At 63.6% G+C, this 18,348-nt stretch carries 12 protein-coding genes; 4 read left to right on the plus strand and 8 right to left on the minus strand.

Going from position 1 to position 18,348, the window contains the following annotated elements; translation table 11 throughout:
• Positions 1-60: 60 nt before the first annotated feature.
• Positions 61-966 carry a TonB-dependent receptor plug domain-containing protein gene (locus tag LH20_RS00735; RefSeq protein WP_053552563.1) on the plus strand — a complete coding sequence of 302 codons (906 nt, stop codon included), beginning with the start codon at positions 61-63 and terminating at the stop codon, positions 964-966.
• Between the two features lie 82 nt (positions 967-1,048).
• Here LH20_RS00735 and istB read toward each other — a convergent pair whose 3' ends face one another.
• Positions 1,049-1,789: an IS21-like element helper ATPase IstB gene (gene istB / locus LH20_RS00740; RefSeq protein WP_053552564.1), complete on the minus strand. Its 741-nt coding sequence runs from the start codon at positions 1,787-1,789 to the stop codon at positions 1,049-1,051.
• Positions 1,790-1,799: 10 nt separating this feature from the next.
• Complete coding sequence (gene istA, locus LH20_RS00745; RefSeq protein ID WP_083455225.1) at positions 1,800-3,323, minus strand: IS21 family transposase; 1,524 nt, start codon at positions 3,321-3,323, stop codon at positions 1,800-1,802.
• A gap of 181 nt (positions 3,324-3,504) precedes the next feature.
• Between istA and LH20_RS00750 the strand changes: the two genes are divergently transcribed.
• Positions 3,505-5,586, plus strand: a complete 2,082-nt coding sequence (locus LH20_RS00750) for a TonB-dependent receptor domain-containing protein (protein WP_053552566.1) — start codon at positions 3,505-3,507, stop codon at positions 5,584-5,586.
• Between the two features lie 103 nt (positions 5,587-5,689).
• Here LH20_RS00750 and LH20_RS00755 read toward each other — a convergent pair whose 3' ends face one another.
• The 6 genes from LH20_RS00755 to LH20_RS00780 are packed head-to-tail and all read right to left on the minus strand — an operon-like array spanning position 5,690 to position 15,743.
• Positions 5,690-6,667 carry a phytanoyl-CoA dioxygenase family protein gene (locus LH20_RS00755; protein ID WP_053552567.1) on the minus strand — a complete coding sequence of 326 codons (978 nt, stop codon included), beginning with the start codon at positions 6,665-6,667 and terminating at the stop codon, positions 5,690-5,692.
• Between the two features lie 51 nt (positions 6,668-6,718).
• Positions 6,719-8,227, minus strand: coding sequence for an MFS transporter (locus tag LH20_RS00760; protein WP_053552568.1), 1,509 nt, complete (start codon positions 8,225-8,227; stop codon positions 6,719-6,721).
• Between the two features lie 45 nt (positions 8,228-8,272).
• Positions 8,273-11,548, minus strand: a complete 3,276-nt coding sequence (locus LH20_RS00765; protein ID WP_053552569.1) for an acetyl-CoA carboxylase family protein — start codon at positions 11,546-11,548, stop codon at positions 8,273-8,275.
• A complete protein-coding gene (locus tag LH20_RS00770) occupies positions 11,545-13,707 on the minus strand; it encodes a CaiB/BaiF CoA-transferase family protein (protein ID WP_053552570.1) in 2,163 nt (720 codons plus the stop codon). The genes LH20_RS00765 and LH20_RS00770 overlap by 4 nt, the downstream gene beginning before the upstream one ends.
• Positions 13,704-14,531, minus strand: a complete 828-nt coding sequence (locus tag LH20_RS00775) for an acyl-CoA thioesterase (RefSeq protein ID WP_144423477.1) — start codon at positions 14,529-14,531, stop codon at positions 13,704-13,706. The genes LH20_RS00770 and LH20_RS00775 overlap by 4 nt, the downstream gene beginning before the upstream one ends.
• 9 nt (positions 14,532-14,540) lie before the next feature.
• The gene (locus LH20_RS00780; protein WP_053552572.1) at positions 14,541-15,743 is read right to left on the minus strand and encodes an acetyl-CoA C-acyltransferase; all 1,203 of its coding nucleotides are present in this window, start codon (positions 15,741-15,743) and stop codon (positions 14,541-14,543) included.
• A gap of 115 nt (positions 15,744-15,858) precedes the next feature.
• On the opposite strand from LH20_RS00780, the gene LH20_RS00785 reads away from it, so the two are divergent.
• Both LH20_RS00785 and LH20_RS00790 read left to right on the plus strand, forming a co-directional pair.
• Positions 15,859-16,731 carry an alpha/beta hydrolase gene (locus LH20_RS00785; protein ID WP_158501078.1) on the plus strand — a complete coding sequence of 291 codons (873 nt, stop codon included), beginning with the start codon at positions 15,859-15,861 and terminating at the stop codon, positions 16,729-16,731.
• A gap of 16 nt (positions 16,732-16,747) precedes the next feature.
• Positions 16,748-18,013, plus strand: a complete 1,266-nt coding sequence (locus LH20_RS00790) for a 3-hydroxyacyl-CoA dehydrogenase (RefSeq protein WP_053552574.1) — start codon at positions 16,748-16,750, stop codon at positions 18,011-18,013.
• Positions 18,014-18,348: the final 335 nt, after the last annotated feature.

Below are 18,348 nucleotides of genomic sequence, written 5' to 3' on the forward strand. Positions count from 1 at the left end.
CGAATGTGGAGAAAACACATCGGAAGGGCCGGCCAACGGGCCGTTTTGGAGGAGGAAGCGATGTTCAGGCACATATGGAAGTTTACCGTGTCCGCACCGGCTATTGCGCTGTCGCTGTCAGCGCCAGCCTTTGCTCAGACCCAGGACAGCACAAACGCTGATAGTGAGACGGAAATTGTCGTTACCGGCACGTATATCCAGGGTACGGCCAAGGATACGGCAATCCCGGTTTCGGTCGTCACGCAGGAAGATATCGAGAAGCGCGGTTCGCCCTCGGTGCTCGATCTCATCAAGACACTCCCGATTGCTGGTCCCGCCCTTGGCGATTCCAATCAGTTCAACGCCGCAGCCAATGTCAGAAATGGCGGTGGCACAATCAATATACGCTCGCTGGGGGCGCAGCGTACGCTGGTGCTTCTTAATGGCCGTCGTTTCGCGGCTGGGACAGCCGACACCAACCTCCTTCCGATCGCCGCGATCGGCCGCGTCGAAGTCCTCAAGGACGGCGCGGCGGCGACCTACGGCTCGGATGCGATCGCGGGCGTGGCAAACTTCATCACGCGCAAGAATGTCGACGGTCTCGAGGCATCGGTGGACTATCGGCATGTGCCGGGTTCCGATGGCGGCGATTACACCGGCAGCCTGCTGTTCGGATATGACGGTGAAGGCGTGAATGTCCTCCTGAGTGCGGCCTATCAGCACCGCGCTGAACTCAGCGTGCTCAAGCGGGATTGGGTTCTCCAGCCCTACCTCACCAGCCCGGCCGGCTGGTCCGGTACAGGCAACCCGGGCGCGTACACGGCCTACAGCGGCCCGAACGGTACTGGCACCAGTTTTGGCTATAACATCGACGCCAATTGCACCGACGTCGGGGGCTATTCAGGTTTCGCGGGGCTTTCGCCTGTCTGTTATTACCAATATATGCCGTGCGGATTCCGACGATCGCGCGCATGTATTCCGATCTGATGCCGCGCAGCGTTCCGATTTGATCGCGCGCAGTTGGAGCACCTGATCGTCGGGTAAAGATGTCATGTTGCTAGTGGCCGGGTCAAGCTGCTGCGACGGCGAGTTGCCTGCGCATGGATTCTCCGGTGAGTTCGAGGCGGTGAGCGTTGTGAACGAGGCGGTCCAGGATGGCGTCGGCGTAGGTTGGATCGCCGATCAGGTCGAACCAGCTGGCCACCGGGAGCTGACTGGTCACGAGCGTTGACCGGCGGCCGTATCGGTCTTCGAGGATCTCGAGCAGATGGTGGCGGGCATTGCCGTCGAGCGGTTGCAGGCCCCAGTCGTCGAGGATGAGCAGGTCGACGCGGGCGAGGCTCTTCATGCGGCTGGCGATCCGGCCATCGCCTTTGGCGAGCGACAGGTCGTCGATCAGGCGGGGCAGCCGGGTGTAGAGCACGGAGCGATTGTCGCGGCACGCCTTGTGGCCCATGGCGCAGGCGAGCCAGCTTTTGCCGACGCCTGCAGGCCCGATGATGGCGCAGTTCTCGTGGGCGGTGATCCAGTCGCCCCTGAGCAGCCTCTCGAACAGCCGGCGATCGAGCCCGCGCTGCGCACGGTAATCGACGTCTTCGGGAACAGCATGATGGCGCAGCTTCGCGTGGCGCAGGCGAAGGGCGAGACGCCGATCGTTGCGGTATGTTGCTTCATGATCGAGTAGCAGCCCGAGCCATTCGGCATGGCTGAGGCTCGTCGCATCGCCATTATGTTCGAGCTCGCAAAACGCGTGCGCCATGCCGGAAAGGCCGAGTTGGTTCAGCTGATCAAGTGTCGGATGTTTGAGCATTGTCGTCCTCTCAGTGGTAATAGCCAGAGCCCCGGATGTTGGTGTGCAGGATCGGCGCGCGCTCCGGGGACTGGCGCACGGGAACCTGGTCGAGCCCCTTTTCGAGGATCGATTTGACCGAAGGATAATTGCGCGCCTGGATCTCCAGCGCGCGCAGCGCGGCCGCCTCGAGGCGCTCAGGCCCGAAGCGCCGGGCAAGGCCAATAATCCCGACGCACGAGCGATAGCCCTGCTCGGGGTGCGGGCGATCCTCGATGATCTTCTCGATCAGAAGCGACAGCATCGGCCCGATCCGCGCCGCCTCCTCGCGGATTTTCGCCGGCGTCAACTCGCCGTATCGCCGGTGGCTCGAGGGCATGTGGTCGGCAACCGTCGTATGCCGCCCGTTGCCCGAAGCGCGCATATGGACGGCGATGCGCTCGCCACCGAGGAAGATCTCGACCGTGCGCGCGGTGACGCGGACGTCGACCTCGCGCCGCGCGAAGCGATACGGCACCGAGTAATGATGGCGCTCGATGGCAATGTGATAATCGAGCCCGACCCGGCAGCGCTTCCATTGCGCACAGACCCATGGCTCGGCCGGGAGCGGCTTCAGGTTCGGCGCATCGATTTCCTCGAACAGCTCCCGGCGTGTCTTGCCGAACTGGCGCAGTACCCGCTTGTCGTTGAGCTCAGCCAGGCATTCGGCGATCGCCGCATTCACCTCGGCCAGACTGTAGAAAATCCGGTTGCGCAGCCGGCCCAGAAGCCAGCGTTCGACGATCCTGACGCAGGCCTCCACTTTCGCCTTATCCCGCGGTTTTCTCGGCCGCGCCGGGAGCACCGCCGTGCCGTAATGGCGTGCCATATCGGTATAGCCACGGTTGACCATCGGATCGAAGTGACAGGCCTTGATCACCGCGACTTTCGCATTGTCGGGGACCAGCAGTTGCGGCACGCCGCCGAAGAAAGCGAAGGCGGCATTGTGCGCCTCGATCCAGTCGGCAAACTGCTCGCTCCATGAGGCGCAGGCAAAGGACAGGCTCGAACCGCCGAGCACCGCGACGAACAAATGAGCCGCACGCTCCTCGCCGGTTCGGCGGTTCACCACCACCAGCACCTTGTCTCCTGCATAATCGACGAACATCTTTTCGCCGCCCGCATGGGCTTGCCGCATCACAAGCGGCAACCGGCCCTCCCAGCGCCGGAACAGATCGCACCACCGGCTGTACCGGTAACCGTCCGGGTTCGCCGCGATATACTCCTCCCACAGAATCTGCAGCGTCACGTGCTTGCGCTTCAGCTCGCGCGCCACCACAGACCAGTCCGGCTCCGGCTGCTTGCGCCGACCAGGCTTCACACCGCAGACGCCATAGAGCCGCGCCTCAAGATCCGCGTCGGTCATCGCTTCCGGAACCGGCCATGCCAGCCCCGAGCGCGCGAACCGCTTCAACGTATCGCGAACCGTCGTCGGACTAACCCCGACCCGCTCACTGACTAACCGCGTCGACAGCCCTGCCAGGCTCAGACGCAAAATCTCGCGCACATGGCGCATCGCAATCCTCCTCGTCGGCATCCATTCCTCCAGTCGCTAAACAACCGGAAAAATGGTCCTACGATCAGGATTCTCCATCTCGAAAACTGCGCGCGATCACATCGGAACGCTGCGCGGATAATTCTCGGAACGCCGCGCGCCATCATCTCGGAACGCTGCGCGCGATCAAATCGGAATCCGCATGCCGTTCGATAATCTGATCGAAGAGACGAACCAGTATCAGTTCTACGGCGAGTTGAACTTCGATATCTCGGACAATATCGAATTCCATATCGAGGGTCTGTACGCGAACACCAAGCTGCCCGACTATCGCGTGACCTCGGGTTATCTTGCCAGCAACGGACCCACCGGACCGGGTACGTCTTTCAGCATTCCCTCTTCCAATCCGGGCTTCAACACGTTCCTTTCCCAAACGGGACAGAGTGCGTTGATCGGTGTCGCGCAAAGCATTCTCACGAACCGGCTTCGCCCGATCGCCGTCGGCGGCAATCCGACGACCGACGGTCTGGGCGGACAGATCCTCAAGCGCGAATATGAGCAAATGCGCTGGTCCGCAGGGGTGAAGGGCGAGATTGCCAAGGACCTCAATTTCGACGTGGCTGCGACCTATATCATCGAGGATCAGGTACAGCAGACGCCAGACGTATTGATCGACCGGCTGCAACGGGCGCTCAATGGCCTCGGCGGACCGAATTGCTCGGGCAACGTGCCCGGCGCCAATGGCTGCCAATATTTCAACCCGTTCTCGAACGGCTATGCGGGCAACCGGCCGCTCGAATTGACCAATCCCGGTTATGTGCCTGCCAATGCCAACTCGACCGACCTTGTCGCCTGGCTGTTTGATACGCAGCGCTACACCGCCAAGACCCAGACATGGGTGGCCGATGCCGTGGTCAGCGGCAAACTGCCGATAACATTGCCGGGCGGGGAAGTCGGATTTGCCGTCGGCGCCCAGTATCGGCATGTCGATTTCAATCAGGATGTGTCCGACATTCTCAACGCCAACCTCAATCCCTGCCCGGTCCTGGGCCAGACCGATTGCGCGCTGAAGACCGGACCCTATATTTTTCTGGGTCAGAACATTCCGCTCGACCTCGACCTTCAGGTGAAAGCAGTTTTTGGCGAACTCAGCGTTCCGCTGTTCGACGGGTTCAATGCGCAATTGACCGTTCGGCATGAGGATTATGGCGGTCTGACAGGTTCCACCACCAATCCGCAGTTCCGTGCCAAATGGGATCTGACCGACTGGCTTTCGGTTCGTGGATCGGTGGGAACATCCTTCCGCGGCCCCACGGTGCTGGATTCGGCGCCGACCGGCGTCACGCTGCTTCAGGGCATCGCGGCTTCCGGCAACGTCTTCAAATCGATCGACACGTTCGGCAACCCCGCCGTGGGACCGGAAAAGGCGCTTAGCTACAGCGTCGGCGCGATCCTGCAGACCGGCGGACTGACGGCCACGATCGACTATTGGAGTTACAAGGTCAAAGACCAGATCCTCGCTGTCCCGGCCAATGTCGTCGCGACGGCGGTTGCCGGCACCGGCAATGGAAGCCAGTTCGTCAACTGCTCCAGCGCGCTTCGCTCGTTCGTCACGTTCAACAACGCCAATGCCTGTACGCAGGGCGTGACCACCGGAAACGATATCGAGCGCGTGCGGTCCGACGTAACCAACGGCCCGACGATCCGTCTCAACGGCATCGACTTCGACGTCAATTATCGTTTCGATCAGGTCCTCGGCGGAACGCTCGATATCGGTACGACGGGAAGCTACCTGTTCCACTACAAGCAGGACGAGTTCGTTTATAACGGCATCTTCGTATCGCCTGCATTCGATGCCGCCGGCTTTGCCAATTATGACAGGGCGCCCGGCACCGTCTCGAAGCTGCGGGCGTCGGCCTATCTCGATTTCGCGACCGGACCGCACAGCTTCAACTGGACGACCACTTATATCGGCGGGGTCGACGACAATCGCGGGCCAACGGTCGCCCAGACCGGCCCCTCGACAAATTGCAGCGTCGACAATGTCAATGCCGGCATCGCGACCAATTGCCAGTTGGTCGACTTCGGGCTGCGGGTGAAATCCTTCATGATGCATGATTTCACTTACCGCGTGGAATTGCCGCTGGATGTCACCTTGTCGGCGTCAATCCTCAACGTGTTCGATCGCGATCCGCCGAAGGCGCGCCTCGAATACAGCTATGACCCGTTCATCGGCAATCCGATCGGACGGACGTTCAAGATCGGACTGCGCAAGAAGTTCTGATCTTATTTTCGGGGTCAGGCATCGTGGCGGCGCATCAACCATGCGTCGCCACGACCTGTTCGGGCGCCGATTTGCGATTGTCCCGGAGTTGCCCTGCTGGCGCTCAAAATCCGATGCCGAAAAACTGCCGCCATTGCGCGTGACAATCGAACAGGCTGTGGCGCTCGCCTCCCTTTGCCGTCCGCTCGCGATCGATATCTTCCTCGCGAAAGGGAAAGGCGCCATATTGGTGCATGAGCTGTGCGAAGCGGGGCGGATTGCGATCGAGCGCAGCCTGCGTCACGTCGGCGCGGAAAGGCGACTGCGTCTGCAGATGGCCGCGGCAGAAATCGAGAAGCAGGGTCGCGCGAATGCCCGGATCGGTGCGCGGGCGCGCGACATGCCATGTATTGGCAGGCCAGATCACCGCCGATCCGGCCGGAGCGATGACCGGAACCATCTCGGGTTCGAGCTCGCGTATTTCGGCCAATGTGGGCTGCCTGCGGAAGGCATGGCTTCCCGGCAGGAATGCGATCGGCCCGCTGCCTTCCTCATAATCGCTTAGGAGCAGGTTGATATTGGCCGATTGCGGCTGGTCGGCGTAGACCGGCGTGGCGAGATCGCCATTGTCGTTGTGAAGCGGGAGCGGCTTGCCGCCGGAGCCTTTCAGCATGGCGTCGTAAAGGCTGAGTATCGCGTCGAACCCGACGAGATAGGTGATGAGGCCGAGCAGGACCGGGTGCGTCAGGACAGGTTCGAATATCGCGTCTTCCCACAGGACATAACGCATGAACTGGCCGAGCGGGTGAGCCTGCCCCTGATGGGTGAGGCCCGCCTCCCAGTCGGGGAGGATCCCGGTCCGTTTTTCCGAGACACGCAATACCGCCGCGCGCAACGCCACGATATATTCGGGCGGTGCCACCTTTTCCGGTGAAACGATCGTATAACCCTGCATGGCAAGTTCGGCGATATGCTGTTCGAGCCCAAGCCGGCGCAGTTCGGGGAAGAGAAGGGTATTGCGTTGCTGCACGTCGAGGAAAGGCGCGGACACATAACCGGGGCGGCCCTGGCGTGTTTCGTCGCCGCTTTTCTCGCTATTCATGGCTCTTCGTCCCCGCGCCGATGACGCGTTCATCGTGCGTGATCACATCGCTCATGGTCCGGTCGCAATTTCGGGTTCGTCAGCAGGCCGCTGGGCGATCTTGCGAAGATTGGCCTCATGAACCGCCCGGTTGATCGGGAAGAAAATGATCGCGAGAAGGCCGCAAAGCTGGAGCGCCATGATGGTAGCGGGTTCGGCCAGCGCGAGCGCGATCAATACATCCTCGGATACGCCACCCTGCGCGGCGTTGTCCGGAAATGCGACGAAGGTCAGGATCAGCCCCGCGCCGAACACCCCGACGCCAGACATCGCCTTCAAAAGAAAGGCGTTGGCTGAAAAGACGAGCCCCGCAGAATCGCGTCCGGTGCGCACGGCCGCATATTCGACGACGTCGGCGAACATCGAGGAGCCCATCGTGCCGGCGCTTACCCCCAGTGTCGTGTTGATGAATCCCATCACGAACAGCATCACGTAAAGAAGCTGCGTGCCATTTTCGGGCGCGATCCCGAGCACTCTGCTGAAATACATGATCGGACTGCAGATGATGAGCGCGACCGCAAGGAAGATCGCTGCATTTTTCTTGCCGAGCTTGGCGCCGAGCCAGGGCGCGAAAAACAGGGCGGTTACCAGCGCTGCAAAATAGCCGATCATTAGGCCCGAGATCTGGTCGCCCGACAGTTCCCAAAGATAGACACGAAAATAGGTAAGCGTCGCGGCCGTGATGCCCGCGGCGGCAGAGGCGAAGAAGGTTCCTGCCGCCAGAAGCAGAAACGGTGCGTTGATCAATGTGTCCCGGATTTCGCGCGCACTTTCCGTGAAAACGAACGGTCGGCGCGGCGGCGGCGGAGCGAAACTCGGAATATGTTTGGCCGTGCCGAGCGAGGATATGACGATTGCGGCCAGCATGATGAACGAGGCTGTGAGACCGTAGTTGGCATAGCCTTCGACATTGAGTTGCCCGGCGGGGTCGTTGGGGCCGGGTCGCAGGAAATAGCTGAACGCAAGGATGTTGCTGCCGAGGCCGCCGACATAGCCGAAAAACCAGCGCCAGCTCATGAACGCGGTGCGCTTGTCATAATCGCGCACAAGGTCAACGACCAATGCGCTCGAAGGAATCTCATAAACCGAAATGAATATCCGGATCACGATCGCGAGAGTCATGAGATACCAGAACAGCCCATTTTCATTCATGCCCTCGGGCGGGTTCCAGAGGAAATAATAGCTGATCGCGATCGGAAGCGCGGCGCCCAGCATGAACGGGTGTCGCCGTCCCCATCGCGACCTCAAGCCATCGCTCAGCCGGCCGATGACGGGATCGGCGATGGCATCGACAATCAAGGCGATCATGATCGCAAATCCGACCGTGGCCGCCGGGAGCCCAAGCGCCTGATTGTAGAAGATCATCAGGAGCACGGTGAAACCGGTGTCCTTGACGCCGAAAGCGACCGAACCGAGCCCGTACAGGATCCGGTCGACGACCGTCTTCTCGAGCGGCGGCGCCTGTTCGAGGATCGTGCTCGGCGCCGGGGCGACGCCCGCCGCAGCCGTCTTCTCGGTCATAATTCCTCTCCTTTTCGTCCGCTCCCGGACTTATTTTTCAGGGCCTCACCATGGATCGATCCAGCGCAGCCGTTTTCCTTCCTCGGGAATTTTTGCCGGCGGCACCGTGCGCAGCGCGGCGCTGATCCACCGACGCGTGTCGGCGGGGTCGATCACGTCATCGATGCCGTAATAGCCCGCGGTCGTGAGCGCCTTGCCGTGCCGGTAGAGCTGGGCGACCATCTCGTCGAACTTGGCCTGGCGTGCGGCGGGGTCGGCGATCGCTTCCAGTTCTTTCCGGTATCCGAGCCGGACCGCGCCCTCGAGGCCCATGCCGCCGAACTCGCCGGTGGGCCATGCGACCGAAAAGAAGGACGCCTGATAGCTGCCCCCCGTCATCGCGATGGCGCCGAGCCCGTAGCTCTTGCGCAGGACGACCGACAGGAGGGGAACGGTCAGATTGGCGCCGATCACGAACAGCCGCGCTGCATGGCGAACGAGGCCCGTCTTCTCGACATCCGGCCCGACCATGATGCCCGGCGTGTCGCTCAACGAGACCACCGGCAGCCCATGCGCTTCGCATAGCTGCAGGAAACGCGCGCCCTTGTCCGCCGCATCGCTGTCGATCGCACCACCGAGATGACCAGGGTCGTTTGCAATGATGCCGACGGGGCGGCCCTCGATGCGCGCAAGGCCGATCACCATCGCGAGCCCGAACCCGCGTCTGAGTTCCAGCCAGCTTCCTTCATCGACAAGGATCGAGATCAGGGCGCGGATGTCGTAGACGCGTAGCCGGTTCTCGGGGATCGCATGACGCAGTCCGCGCTGGTCGGCGCAGCTCCACTCGGCCAGCGACCCCTGAAAATAGCCGATATACTGCCTCGCCGCCGCGACCGCAGCCGCTTCGTCGTCAACGAGCAGGTCGATCACGCCGTTGGCCACGTGCACCGCAGCGGGGCCGACCTCCTCGGGCTTGAAGACGCCGAGACCGCCGCCTTCGATCATCGCCGGCCCGCCCATGCCCAGCGTCGTGTCGCGTGTCGCGATGACGACGTCGCTACAGCCGAGGAAGGACGCATTGCCGGCAAAGCAGCGCCCCGACACGATCCCGACCATCGGCACGCGGCCGCTCAGCTTGGGCAGCCACTCGAATGCCCGGATGAAGCCGCCGCCGTCGGTGTCACCGGGCCGCCCGCCGCCGCCTTCGGCGAACTGGATGAACGGGATACGCCAGCGGTCGGCGAGTTCGACGAGCCTGTCGGTCTTGACGTGATTGCGCGCACCCTGCGTGCCGGCAAAGACTGTATAGTCATAGGCCATGGTGGCGACGCGCGCCTGCTCTGCTCCGAACAGGTCGGCGTTGACGGTCCCCAGACCCATGACAAGCCCGTCCGCCGGACTTTGTTCGACGAGTTCCTCGGTGGACGCCCGCCGGCTCCTCCCGGCAATGGCCAGCCCGCCATATTCGACGAAACTGCCTTCATCGAGAAGATGGTCGAGGTTCTCGCGCGCGGTCCTGTGGCCGGTCTTGCGGCGCCGGGCCACGGCATCGGGCCGCGCGGCGTCGAGCGTTCCCCGGTGGCGATCGAGCACCTCGGCAAGGTCGGGGCGAATATGATCGGGGTCGATATCGGCAACTGCCTGCGTCACGTCGGCGTGTGCGTCGCCCGAAGCGCGCATGAAAAGGATCGGCTGCCCGTCGAGCAGCATGTCGCCGACGGTCGCGGCCAGCGCAGCGACAATGCCGCCATGGCTCGCCGTGACGCCATGCTGCATCTTCATGGCTTCGACGACCGCGACTTCTTGCCCCGCAACGACCGTATCGCCCGTCGCGACCGTCATCGATACGAGCATCCCCAGCATCGGTGCCGACAGCGGGACCGTGCCTTCCGGCGCCGCGGCGATCGTTGCAGCGCCGGCAGCATTGTCTTCGACGCCAGACGCCTTGGTTGTCGGCAGGGCGGCCTCGGCGTCGAGCAGCGCGTCGATATCCTCATCGACGAACCGCACATGCGCCCCGCCGGCGCGGACGACGGGATGGGCGAGCAAGGCGCGCAGGAAGCGGATGTTCGTATCGACGCCGCCGATCTGGAAGGACTCGAGCGCGCGCAACGCCTTGGCGCTGACAGCGGGAAAGCCGCCCTCGGGCACACTGACGATGAGCTTCGCCAGCAGCGGGTCGTAGCGCAGGCTTGTCCGATAGCCCGTGTGGGCGAAGCCATCGACGCGGATGCCGCGTCCCGTGGGCGGCGAGTAATGCGCGATGATGCCGGCCGTCGGGCGCGCGCCGTCGGGCGTCATCGTCTCCAGATTGACGCGCACCTGCATCGCATGCCCGCGCGGCGGGGCTATCCTGTCCTGTTCCAGCCCGAGGTCAGCCAACGTCGCGCCGTTTGCAAGCGCGAGCTGTACGCGGACGAGGTCAAGGCCCATCACCTCCTCGGTCACCGTGTGCTCGACCTGGAGCCGGGGGTTCACCTCCAGAAAAGCCCAATTGTCGCCATCGGGCGTCACCAGAAACTCGACGGTCGCAAGGCTGAGCAGCTTTGCCTGCCGGGCGAGGCGGACCGCGGCATCCAGAAGCGCCTGCCGCGTGCTGCCGGGCACCGCATCGGCCGGAGCCCATTCTACGATCTTCTGGCGCGCGCGTTGCAGAGTGCATTCGCGGTCCCACAAATGGCTGACGGCTCCGCTGCCGTCGCCCACGATCTGGACCTCGACATGGCGCGCGCACGGGAACAGGCGTTCGGCATAGAGCGCGCCGTCGCCGAAGCTGTTGTGCGCTTCGGTGGTGCAGCGGGCAAAAGTGGCGTCGAGGTCCGCAATATGCTCGACAGGACGCATCCCGCGGCCGCCGCCGCCAGCGATCGCTTTCAGCATGATCGCACCGCGGGGACCAAGCGAGGTCAGAAAGCTTCGCGCTTCTTCCAGACTCGTCAGGCCCTGCGTTCCCTCGGGCATCGGAACGCCGCAGGATTGCGCATGGGCGCGGGCGCGGGCCTTGTCGCCGAACAGTTCGAGCGTTTCCGGTCGGGGGCCGACAAAGCGGATTTCCGAAGCCACGCAGGCGCGCGCGAACGCGGCATTTTCCGACAGGAAGCCATAGCCGGGATGAATGGCATCGGCGCCGACGGCGAGGGCAGCCTCGATCACGGCATCGATCGCGAGATAGGCCGACGTCCCCGCGCCGGGCAGCATCACCGCTTCATCGGCTTCCTCGACGTGGCTGGAGCCAGCGTCGTCCTCAGGATAGATCGCGACAGTCGCGAACCCGGCCTCTGCAGCCGACCGCATGATCCGGATGGCGATTTCACCGCGATTGGCGACTAGCAGTTTCTTCATGCGAGTGTCCGGCTTTGTGACACGCCGCCCAGTATTGCGTCCTGATGCTCGCCCAGCAGCGGAGCGGGACGGTCCGCGTAGGGGCGCGTGCCATCGAAACGAAAGGGAGCCGCGCCCGCGACATGGCGGCCAAGGTGCGAGCGCTCGAGCGCCACCCAGTAGCCGGCCTGCTGCAATTGCGGGTCCTCGACCAGCGCCTCGATGGAATGGACAGGCGCGGCCGGAATGCCTGCGGCCTGCAACGCCGCAGAGATGGCCTCCGGATCATGGCCCGCGATGACGCGCGCGAGCATCGCTTCGATTTCGTCCGACCGCCTGCTGCGGCCTTCGGGCGACGCAAGGTCATGGTCCAATATCCAGTCAGCGCGGCCGGTGAACAAACAGAGCGCATGCCATGTGTCCTCGTCATGGCATGCCACGGCAACCCATTGGTCGTCTCCTGCCGCGGCAAAGCAGCCGCATGGTGCCAGAGTCGACCGTTTGCTTGCGGTTCGCGGGAGCGCAGCCCCGGTAACCCGGCGCGCGATAATCGCGTCGGCCGCCACCTGGAACAAGGTCTCGACCTGCGCCAGGTCGGCCGTGCAGCCGCCTTTCTCTTCCCTTGCGGCAAGGCCGACAAGCGCAGCCACCGCGGCATAGAGTCCCGCTACGGGGTCGCCATATGCGATATGCTGGAGCGCGGGCGGCATGTCCTCGGCGCCGTTGATGGTCGGTATGCCCGATGCCTGCTCGACCGTCGAGCCATAGGCACGAAAGCCGGACCATGGGCCGGTGGCACCGAAGGCGCCCATCGATACGATGACGACGCCGGGACGCAGTTGGCGCAGCCTGTGCTGATCGAGGCCGAGCTTGGCCAAGATGCCGGGCGCGAAATTGTCGATCACGATATCGGCACGGCGGACCAGGGCTTCAGCCTGGACAAGCCCTTCGGGGGTCTTGAGGTCAAGAACCACTCCGCGTTTGCCGCGGTTGACGACGGAAAATACGGGCGCCGCTTCGACCGCGGCGCCGGGTTCGGGACGTTCCCAGCCCCGCCACCAGTCGGGCCGCGCGTCGGATTCGATCTTGATGACGTCGGCGCCCAGATCGGCAAGCGTGCGCGTGCTCAGGGGACCCGCCCAGCCCATCGTGAAATCGACGACGCGAATGCCGGCGAGCGGCGGATCGTTGCTGCCGATTGCCGGCAGATGCGATGTCGCCGCGTCCCAGTCGAGCAGGAAGGGCAGGGTGGGGGCACCGTTCGCATCGAAGGATCGACGATCGCGCCAGTGAGGAATGGCGGGCAGGTCTGCCAGGTCGGGCACGGCAGCCATCGGGATGCGGCGCGCCTGGCCTTCTTCGGCAGCTTCGATCGCGTCGCGATCGGCGAACGCCGGGCGCAGGATCGCATCGATGGCATCGGCATGGTCGAGGCGATCCAATGTCGTTGCGAAACGCCCGTCGTGGGCGAGTTCGGGCTTGCCGATCATGTCGGCCAGCGCGCCCCATTGGGCGGGCGTCAGGCAGGTGACGCCCAGCCAGCCGTTGGCGGCGGGATAGATCGAGCAGGGATAGGTGGGAATGAAACGGTTGATCCCCAGCCGGCTGCCCATATGTCCGAAATGCGCGTAGGAAACTGCGTTGGGCTCGCTGAAACAGCAGGCCGCCTCGAATATCGACACGGCGGCGCTGTCGATCGACGCGCCGCGCATCCGCCCGATCAGTCCGGCAAGCGCCGCGATGAATGCCGTGGTGCCCGCGACGATCTGTGGCGCATGTCCGCGCGCGAGTATGGGTGGACCTTCGGCAGGGCCGAACCCGTGGGCCAGGCCCGCGAGCGCCTGGACGATCGGATCATTGCCAAGCCAGTGCGAATAGGGGCCGTCGGGAAAAAACCATCCGATCTCGAGGCGCAGAATATCGTCCGGTGTCGGCTCGCCATCGTCAACGATCGCTACGGTTGCCGAAGATGGGGCGCTTCCTGCCGACCGCACCTTTCCCGCGTCGAGCCACTTCCCGAACGCGATACCGGCTTCGCCGCCATAGCCGAGCAAGCGATCGTCGGTCGCCGCGGTCCGGCATACATGCGCACCGAGCTGAGCGAACAGCCTGGCGCAATATCGGCCCGCCACGCTCGTCGACCGATCGAGAACGTCGAAACGGGCCAGCGGGCGTTTCATGGCCGCGGCTCTCTGATCAGCACTTCCTGCGCGACGCTGGCGACCAGCGTTCCGCCCTGCGTATAGATGCAGCCCAGCGTCAGCCCGCGCCCGCTATGGGCGACGGGTGCATGCTGGACATGAAGCAGCCAGTCATCGGCTCGCGCCGGACGATGAAACCAGATCGCGTGATCGAGGCTCGCGGAATCGAGGGGGCCACCCCCCGCCGCATTGTTCGCAAGGAGCTGGAGATGGACCAGACCCATGTCGGATGCGAACGCAATGAGCGCCTGGTGCGATATCGGATCGTCGCCGAGCGGTTTCCGGCTGCGGAACCACAGATGGCGTCGCACCTCCTGGCCGCCTTGTACGGGCAATGATTCCGCAGGCCGTGCGTCGACCAGTTCTTCTGCTACGCTACGTCTCGCCGGCCTGCCGCGCGCTTCTGCGTTGCGCCGCCGCGTTTCGCGCTGATCTTCCAGAGTCTCGGGATCGGACACATCGCCCATCGCGGGTTGGTGACGCGGTCCCTCATCGCCGTCATGAAAGGAGAGGGTGGCGCTCGCGAGAAGCTTGGCATCCTGCTCCGCGCGGACGCCGCGCGCGGCAAAAGCTCGGCCGTCACGCAGGCGCTCGACGGCGAGCGTGACGGGCCGGGCTCCATCTCCCGCCCCCGTAAATAACAGGTGAAGCGAGTGACAGGGCCGGCCTTCGACCGTGGCGGCTGCCGCGACCAGCGTCTGCGCTATGAGGAGGCCGCCGAATGTGCGCCTTTCGTCCCCGCCGCCGGCGGGACTTTCAAAGCGGTCGCCACCAAGCGGCTCGGATTGGAGCTGCGGATGCATGAAACGCACTCAGAAGATTTCAAAGAGTCCGGCTCCCCCCATGCCCCCGCCCATGCACATGGTGACGACGCCGTATTTCGCGCCGCGGCGCTTGCCTTCGTGCATGATGTGCCCCGTCATGCGCGCGCCGGACATGCCGTAGGGATGGCCGATCGAGATCGCCCCGCCCGATACATTGTAGCGGTCGTTGGGAATGCCGATCTTGTCGCGGCAGTAAAGGACCTGGCTCGCGAAGGCCTCGTTCAGCTCCCACATGTCGATATCGTCGACGCCGAGGCCGTGCGCCGCGAGCAGCTTGGGAATGGCAAAGACAGGGCCGATCCCCATTTCCTCGGGTCCGCAGCCGGCGACCGCGAGGCCGCGATAGGCGCCGAGCGGCTGCAGCCCGCGCCGTTCGGCCTCCCTGGCTTCCATGAGCACGACCGCCGCCGCACCATCGGACAGTTGCGAGGCATTGCCGGCGGTGATGAAGCGGCCTTCCTGCACCTGCTGCCCACCCTTGAACACCGGCTGGAGCTTCTGGAGGTCGGCAAGCGACGTTTGGGGACGATTGCCTTCATCCTGTTCCAGCGTCACTTCGCGCCGCGACGTGTCGCCGGTTGCCTTGTCGGTGACCAGCATCGTCGTGGTCATCGGCGCGATTTCGGCCGTGAAACGGCCAGCCGCCTGCGCTTCGGCGACACGCTGCTGCGACTGGAGCGCATATTCGTCCTGCGCGTCGCGGCTGATGCCATAGCGATCCGCGACGATTTCCGCAGTTTCGAGCATGCCCATATAGAGCTGCGGAATCTCGGCGAGCAGCTTGGGATCGGCATTGCGATAGCCGTTCATGTGGTTGTTTTGAACGAGGCTGATCGATTCGACCCCGCCCGCCACCGCAATCTTCTGCTCGCCCGCCTGAATCCGGTTGGCCGCAGCAGCGATTGCCATCAGGCCCGATCCGCACTGACGGTCTAGCGTGGTCCCGGGAACCGTTTCGGGAAGTCCCGCCCACAGCGCGCCCTGGCGCGCTACGTTGAAACCGGTCGACCCTTGCTGGAGCGCGCAGCCGAAGACCGAATCCTCGATTTCGCCGCCTTCCAGGCCGGCGCGAGCGACGGCGTGTTTGATCGCATGGCCGGCGAGCGCCTGCCCCTGCGTATCGTTGAACGCACCTCGATAGGCTTTTCCGATGGGCGTACGGGCGGTCGAGACAATTACGGCTTCATGCATTGTGGCATCCATCCCTAAAAATCGTTTTGAGAATTAAGGTATGGTTGTAATAACACGATCAATCTGTCAAGGGCGGCTATATCAGATTATTGGAATGACCGATGCGGAGAGGTATATGGCAATGGGAAATGCGTCGCCCAAGGAGGTCACGCTCTACAGCGAAGGCAGCCGCATCGCGGCCGAGATCTTCACGCCGACCGGCAAGGCGCCGCCCGAAGGCTGGCCCGCGATCCTGCTCTGCCATGGCTGGGGCGGATTGAAGGATCATCTGGCGCGCTACGCCCGAAAATTCTCCGAAGCAGGCTATGTCTGCATGACCTTCGACTATCGTGGGTGGGGGGAATCGGACGGGCGCGTCATCGCAACCCGCGACGCGCCCCGGCTGCTCGAGGCGGGCGAGATCGAACTCAAGGTGCGCGTGCTGCGCGAGATCGTCGACCCGGTCGATCAGACGACCGACATCCGCAATTGCCTCGCCTATCTCTGGTCCGAACCGGGCGTCGACCGTTCGCGGATCGGCATCTGGGGGACAAGCTATGGCGGCGGCCATGCCGTATTCACCGGCGGCAATGACGACCGAGTCAAAGCGATCGTGGCGCAGATCGGCGGCTTCGGTTTTCCGCCTGAGCATCGCGACTGGGCGCGCGAGCGTGCGGCCGACAAGGCGCGCGGCAAACTAGACACGATCGTACCGCAAGACGGCGTCGATGGCGTGGAGGGTCTCAAGGGCACGCCCGACGTAGGCCGGATGGCCGAGCATTCGCAGCTCGGCGCCGCGGCGCGCGTCAAGGTCCCGACGCTCATTCTCGACGCCGAGTTCGAGGAACTCAACAACCGGCTCGAACACGGCTGGGCCGCCTATATGGCGATCCGCCAAAACGCTCCGGCCGAGTACGCGACCTATCCGTGCAAACACTACGCCGTTTACGACGAGCATTGTGGCGATTCCACCAATCGCGCGATCGCGTGGTTCCACAAATATCTATGAGGAAGAAGCAGCGAATATGACCGAATATGAAGACAGCAGCGCCTATGTCAGCCAAGCCCTGGAAGCCGCGCGCGTGGTGGACGACGTTCCCGCCGACACGCCGTTGATCGCAATCGAGAAAGTCGGGATCATCGGCGCCGGGACGATGGGCGGCGGGATCGCGATGAATTTCGCGAATATCGGCGTTCCCGTCCGCATCGTCGAGACGAAGCAGGAAGCGCTCGATCGCGGCCTCGGCGTCATCCGCGGCAATTACGAGCGCAGCGCAAACCGCGGTCGCTTTCCGATTGAAGAGGTCGATGTGCGCATGGCGCGTATTTCCAGTTCGCTCGATATGACCGATCTTGCCGACTGCGACATCGTGATCGAAGCCGTGTTCGAAGACCTGGAACTGAAGAAGAGCATATTCGCGAAGCTCGACGGCATCGTCAAACAGGGCGCGATCCTGGCGAGCAACACATCGGGTCTCGACGTGAACCAGATCGCGGAGGTCACGAGCCGGCCGGAAGCAGTAATCGGATTGCATTTCTTTTCGCCGGCCAATGTCATGAAGCTGCTTGAAATCGTGCGCGGCGACAAGACGTCGAACGAAGTCATCGCGACGTCGCTCGACATGGCACGGCGGATTGGCAAGGTCGCCGTCGTCGTGGGCGTCTGCCCGGGATTCGTCGGCAACCGGATGCTGTATCCGCGCCAGCTTCAGGCGGCCGAACTTCTGAAGCGCGGCGCCATGCCCTGGGATGTCGACCGCGTGCTCCGCGCCTTCGGCTTCAAGATGGGGCCTTTCGAGATGAGCGATCTGGCCGGCCTCGATATCGGCTGGGTGCCGGGCGAGGGGGATCCGCTGCGCGACCAACTGTGCAAGCGCGAGCGGCGCGGTCAGAAGACCGGAAAGGGTTATTATGACTATGATGCCAATCGGGCTGCCACGCCGTCGGACGAAGTGGCGGCACTGATCCGCGAAACGCTCGGCGCCGATCCCGATGCAACGCCGCCGTCCGATGACGAGATCCTCGAGACCTGCCTGTTCCCGATGGTGAACGAAGGCGCGAAAATCCTCGAAGAGAAGATGGCGCAGCGCCCTTCGGATGTCGACGTCGTCTGGATGTTCGGCTACAACTGGCCGCAGGACACCGGAGGCCCGATGCGCTGGGCCGACAAAGTGGGCCTCGAGAAGGTGGCAGCCAAGGCCGAGGAACTCGGCAAGGATAATGGCTGGTACGCGCCGGCAGCGCTTCTCAAGACGCTGGTGAGCGAGAACAGGAAATTCGCCGACCTGTAAAAGGTCCGGTCACTGCCGAAGATCTGTATCGCCCAAGCGGGGCAGTCAGCCGGGATCGTCTGACTGCCCCGGCCTTTATAGGAGCGTGCCGTCCTGCATGACGAAGGACGGCACGCCGAAGGCCCGGCCCAGACGCGCGCGTCTGCTCGTGCACGGTCGCGCGCTGGCTGCGCCGCCGCATTGGCTCTCGGTAAAATGGGGTAGCAGTTTAGCGGGCGAGTGCTGGCTATTTCGAGCTTCCAAACATGCGTGCCGGCAAGGCGGGCAACGGCTGCCCGTCCTGCCAGGAAAGATCGTTGCGCACGGCGTAGGCCCATAAAAAGCTGGCCCTGTCT

It is taken from the genome of Sphingopyxis sp. 113P3, assembly GCF_001278035.1.
Lineage (GTDB): Bacteria > Pseudomonadota > Alphaproteobacteria > Sphingomonadales > Sphingomonadaceae > Sphingopyxis.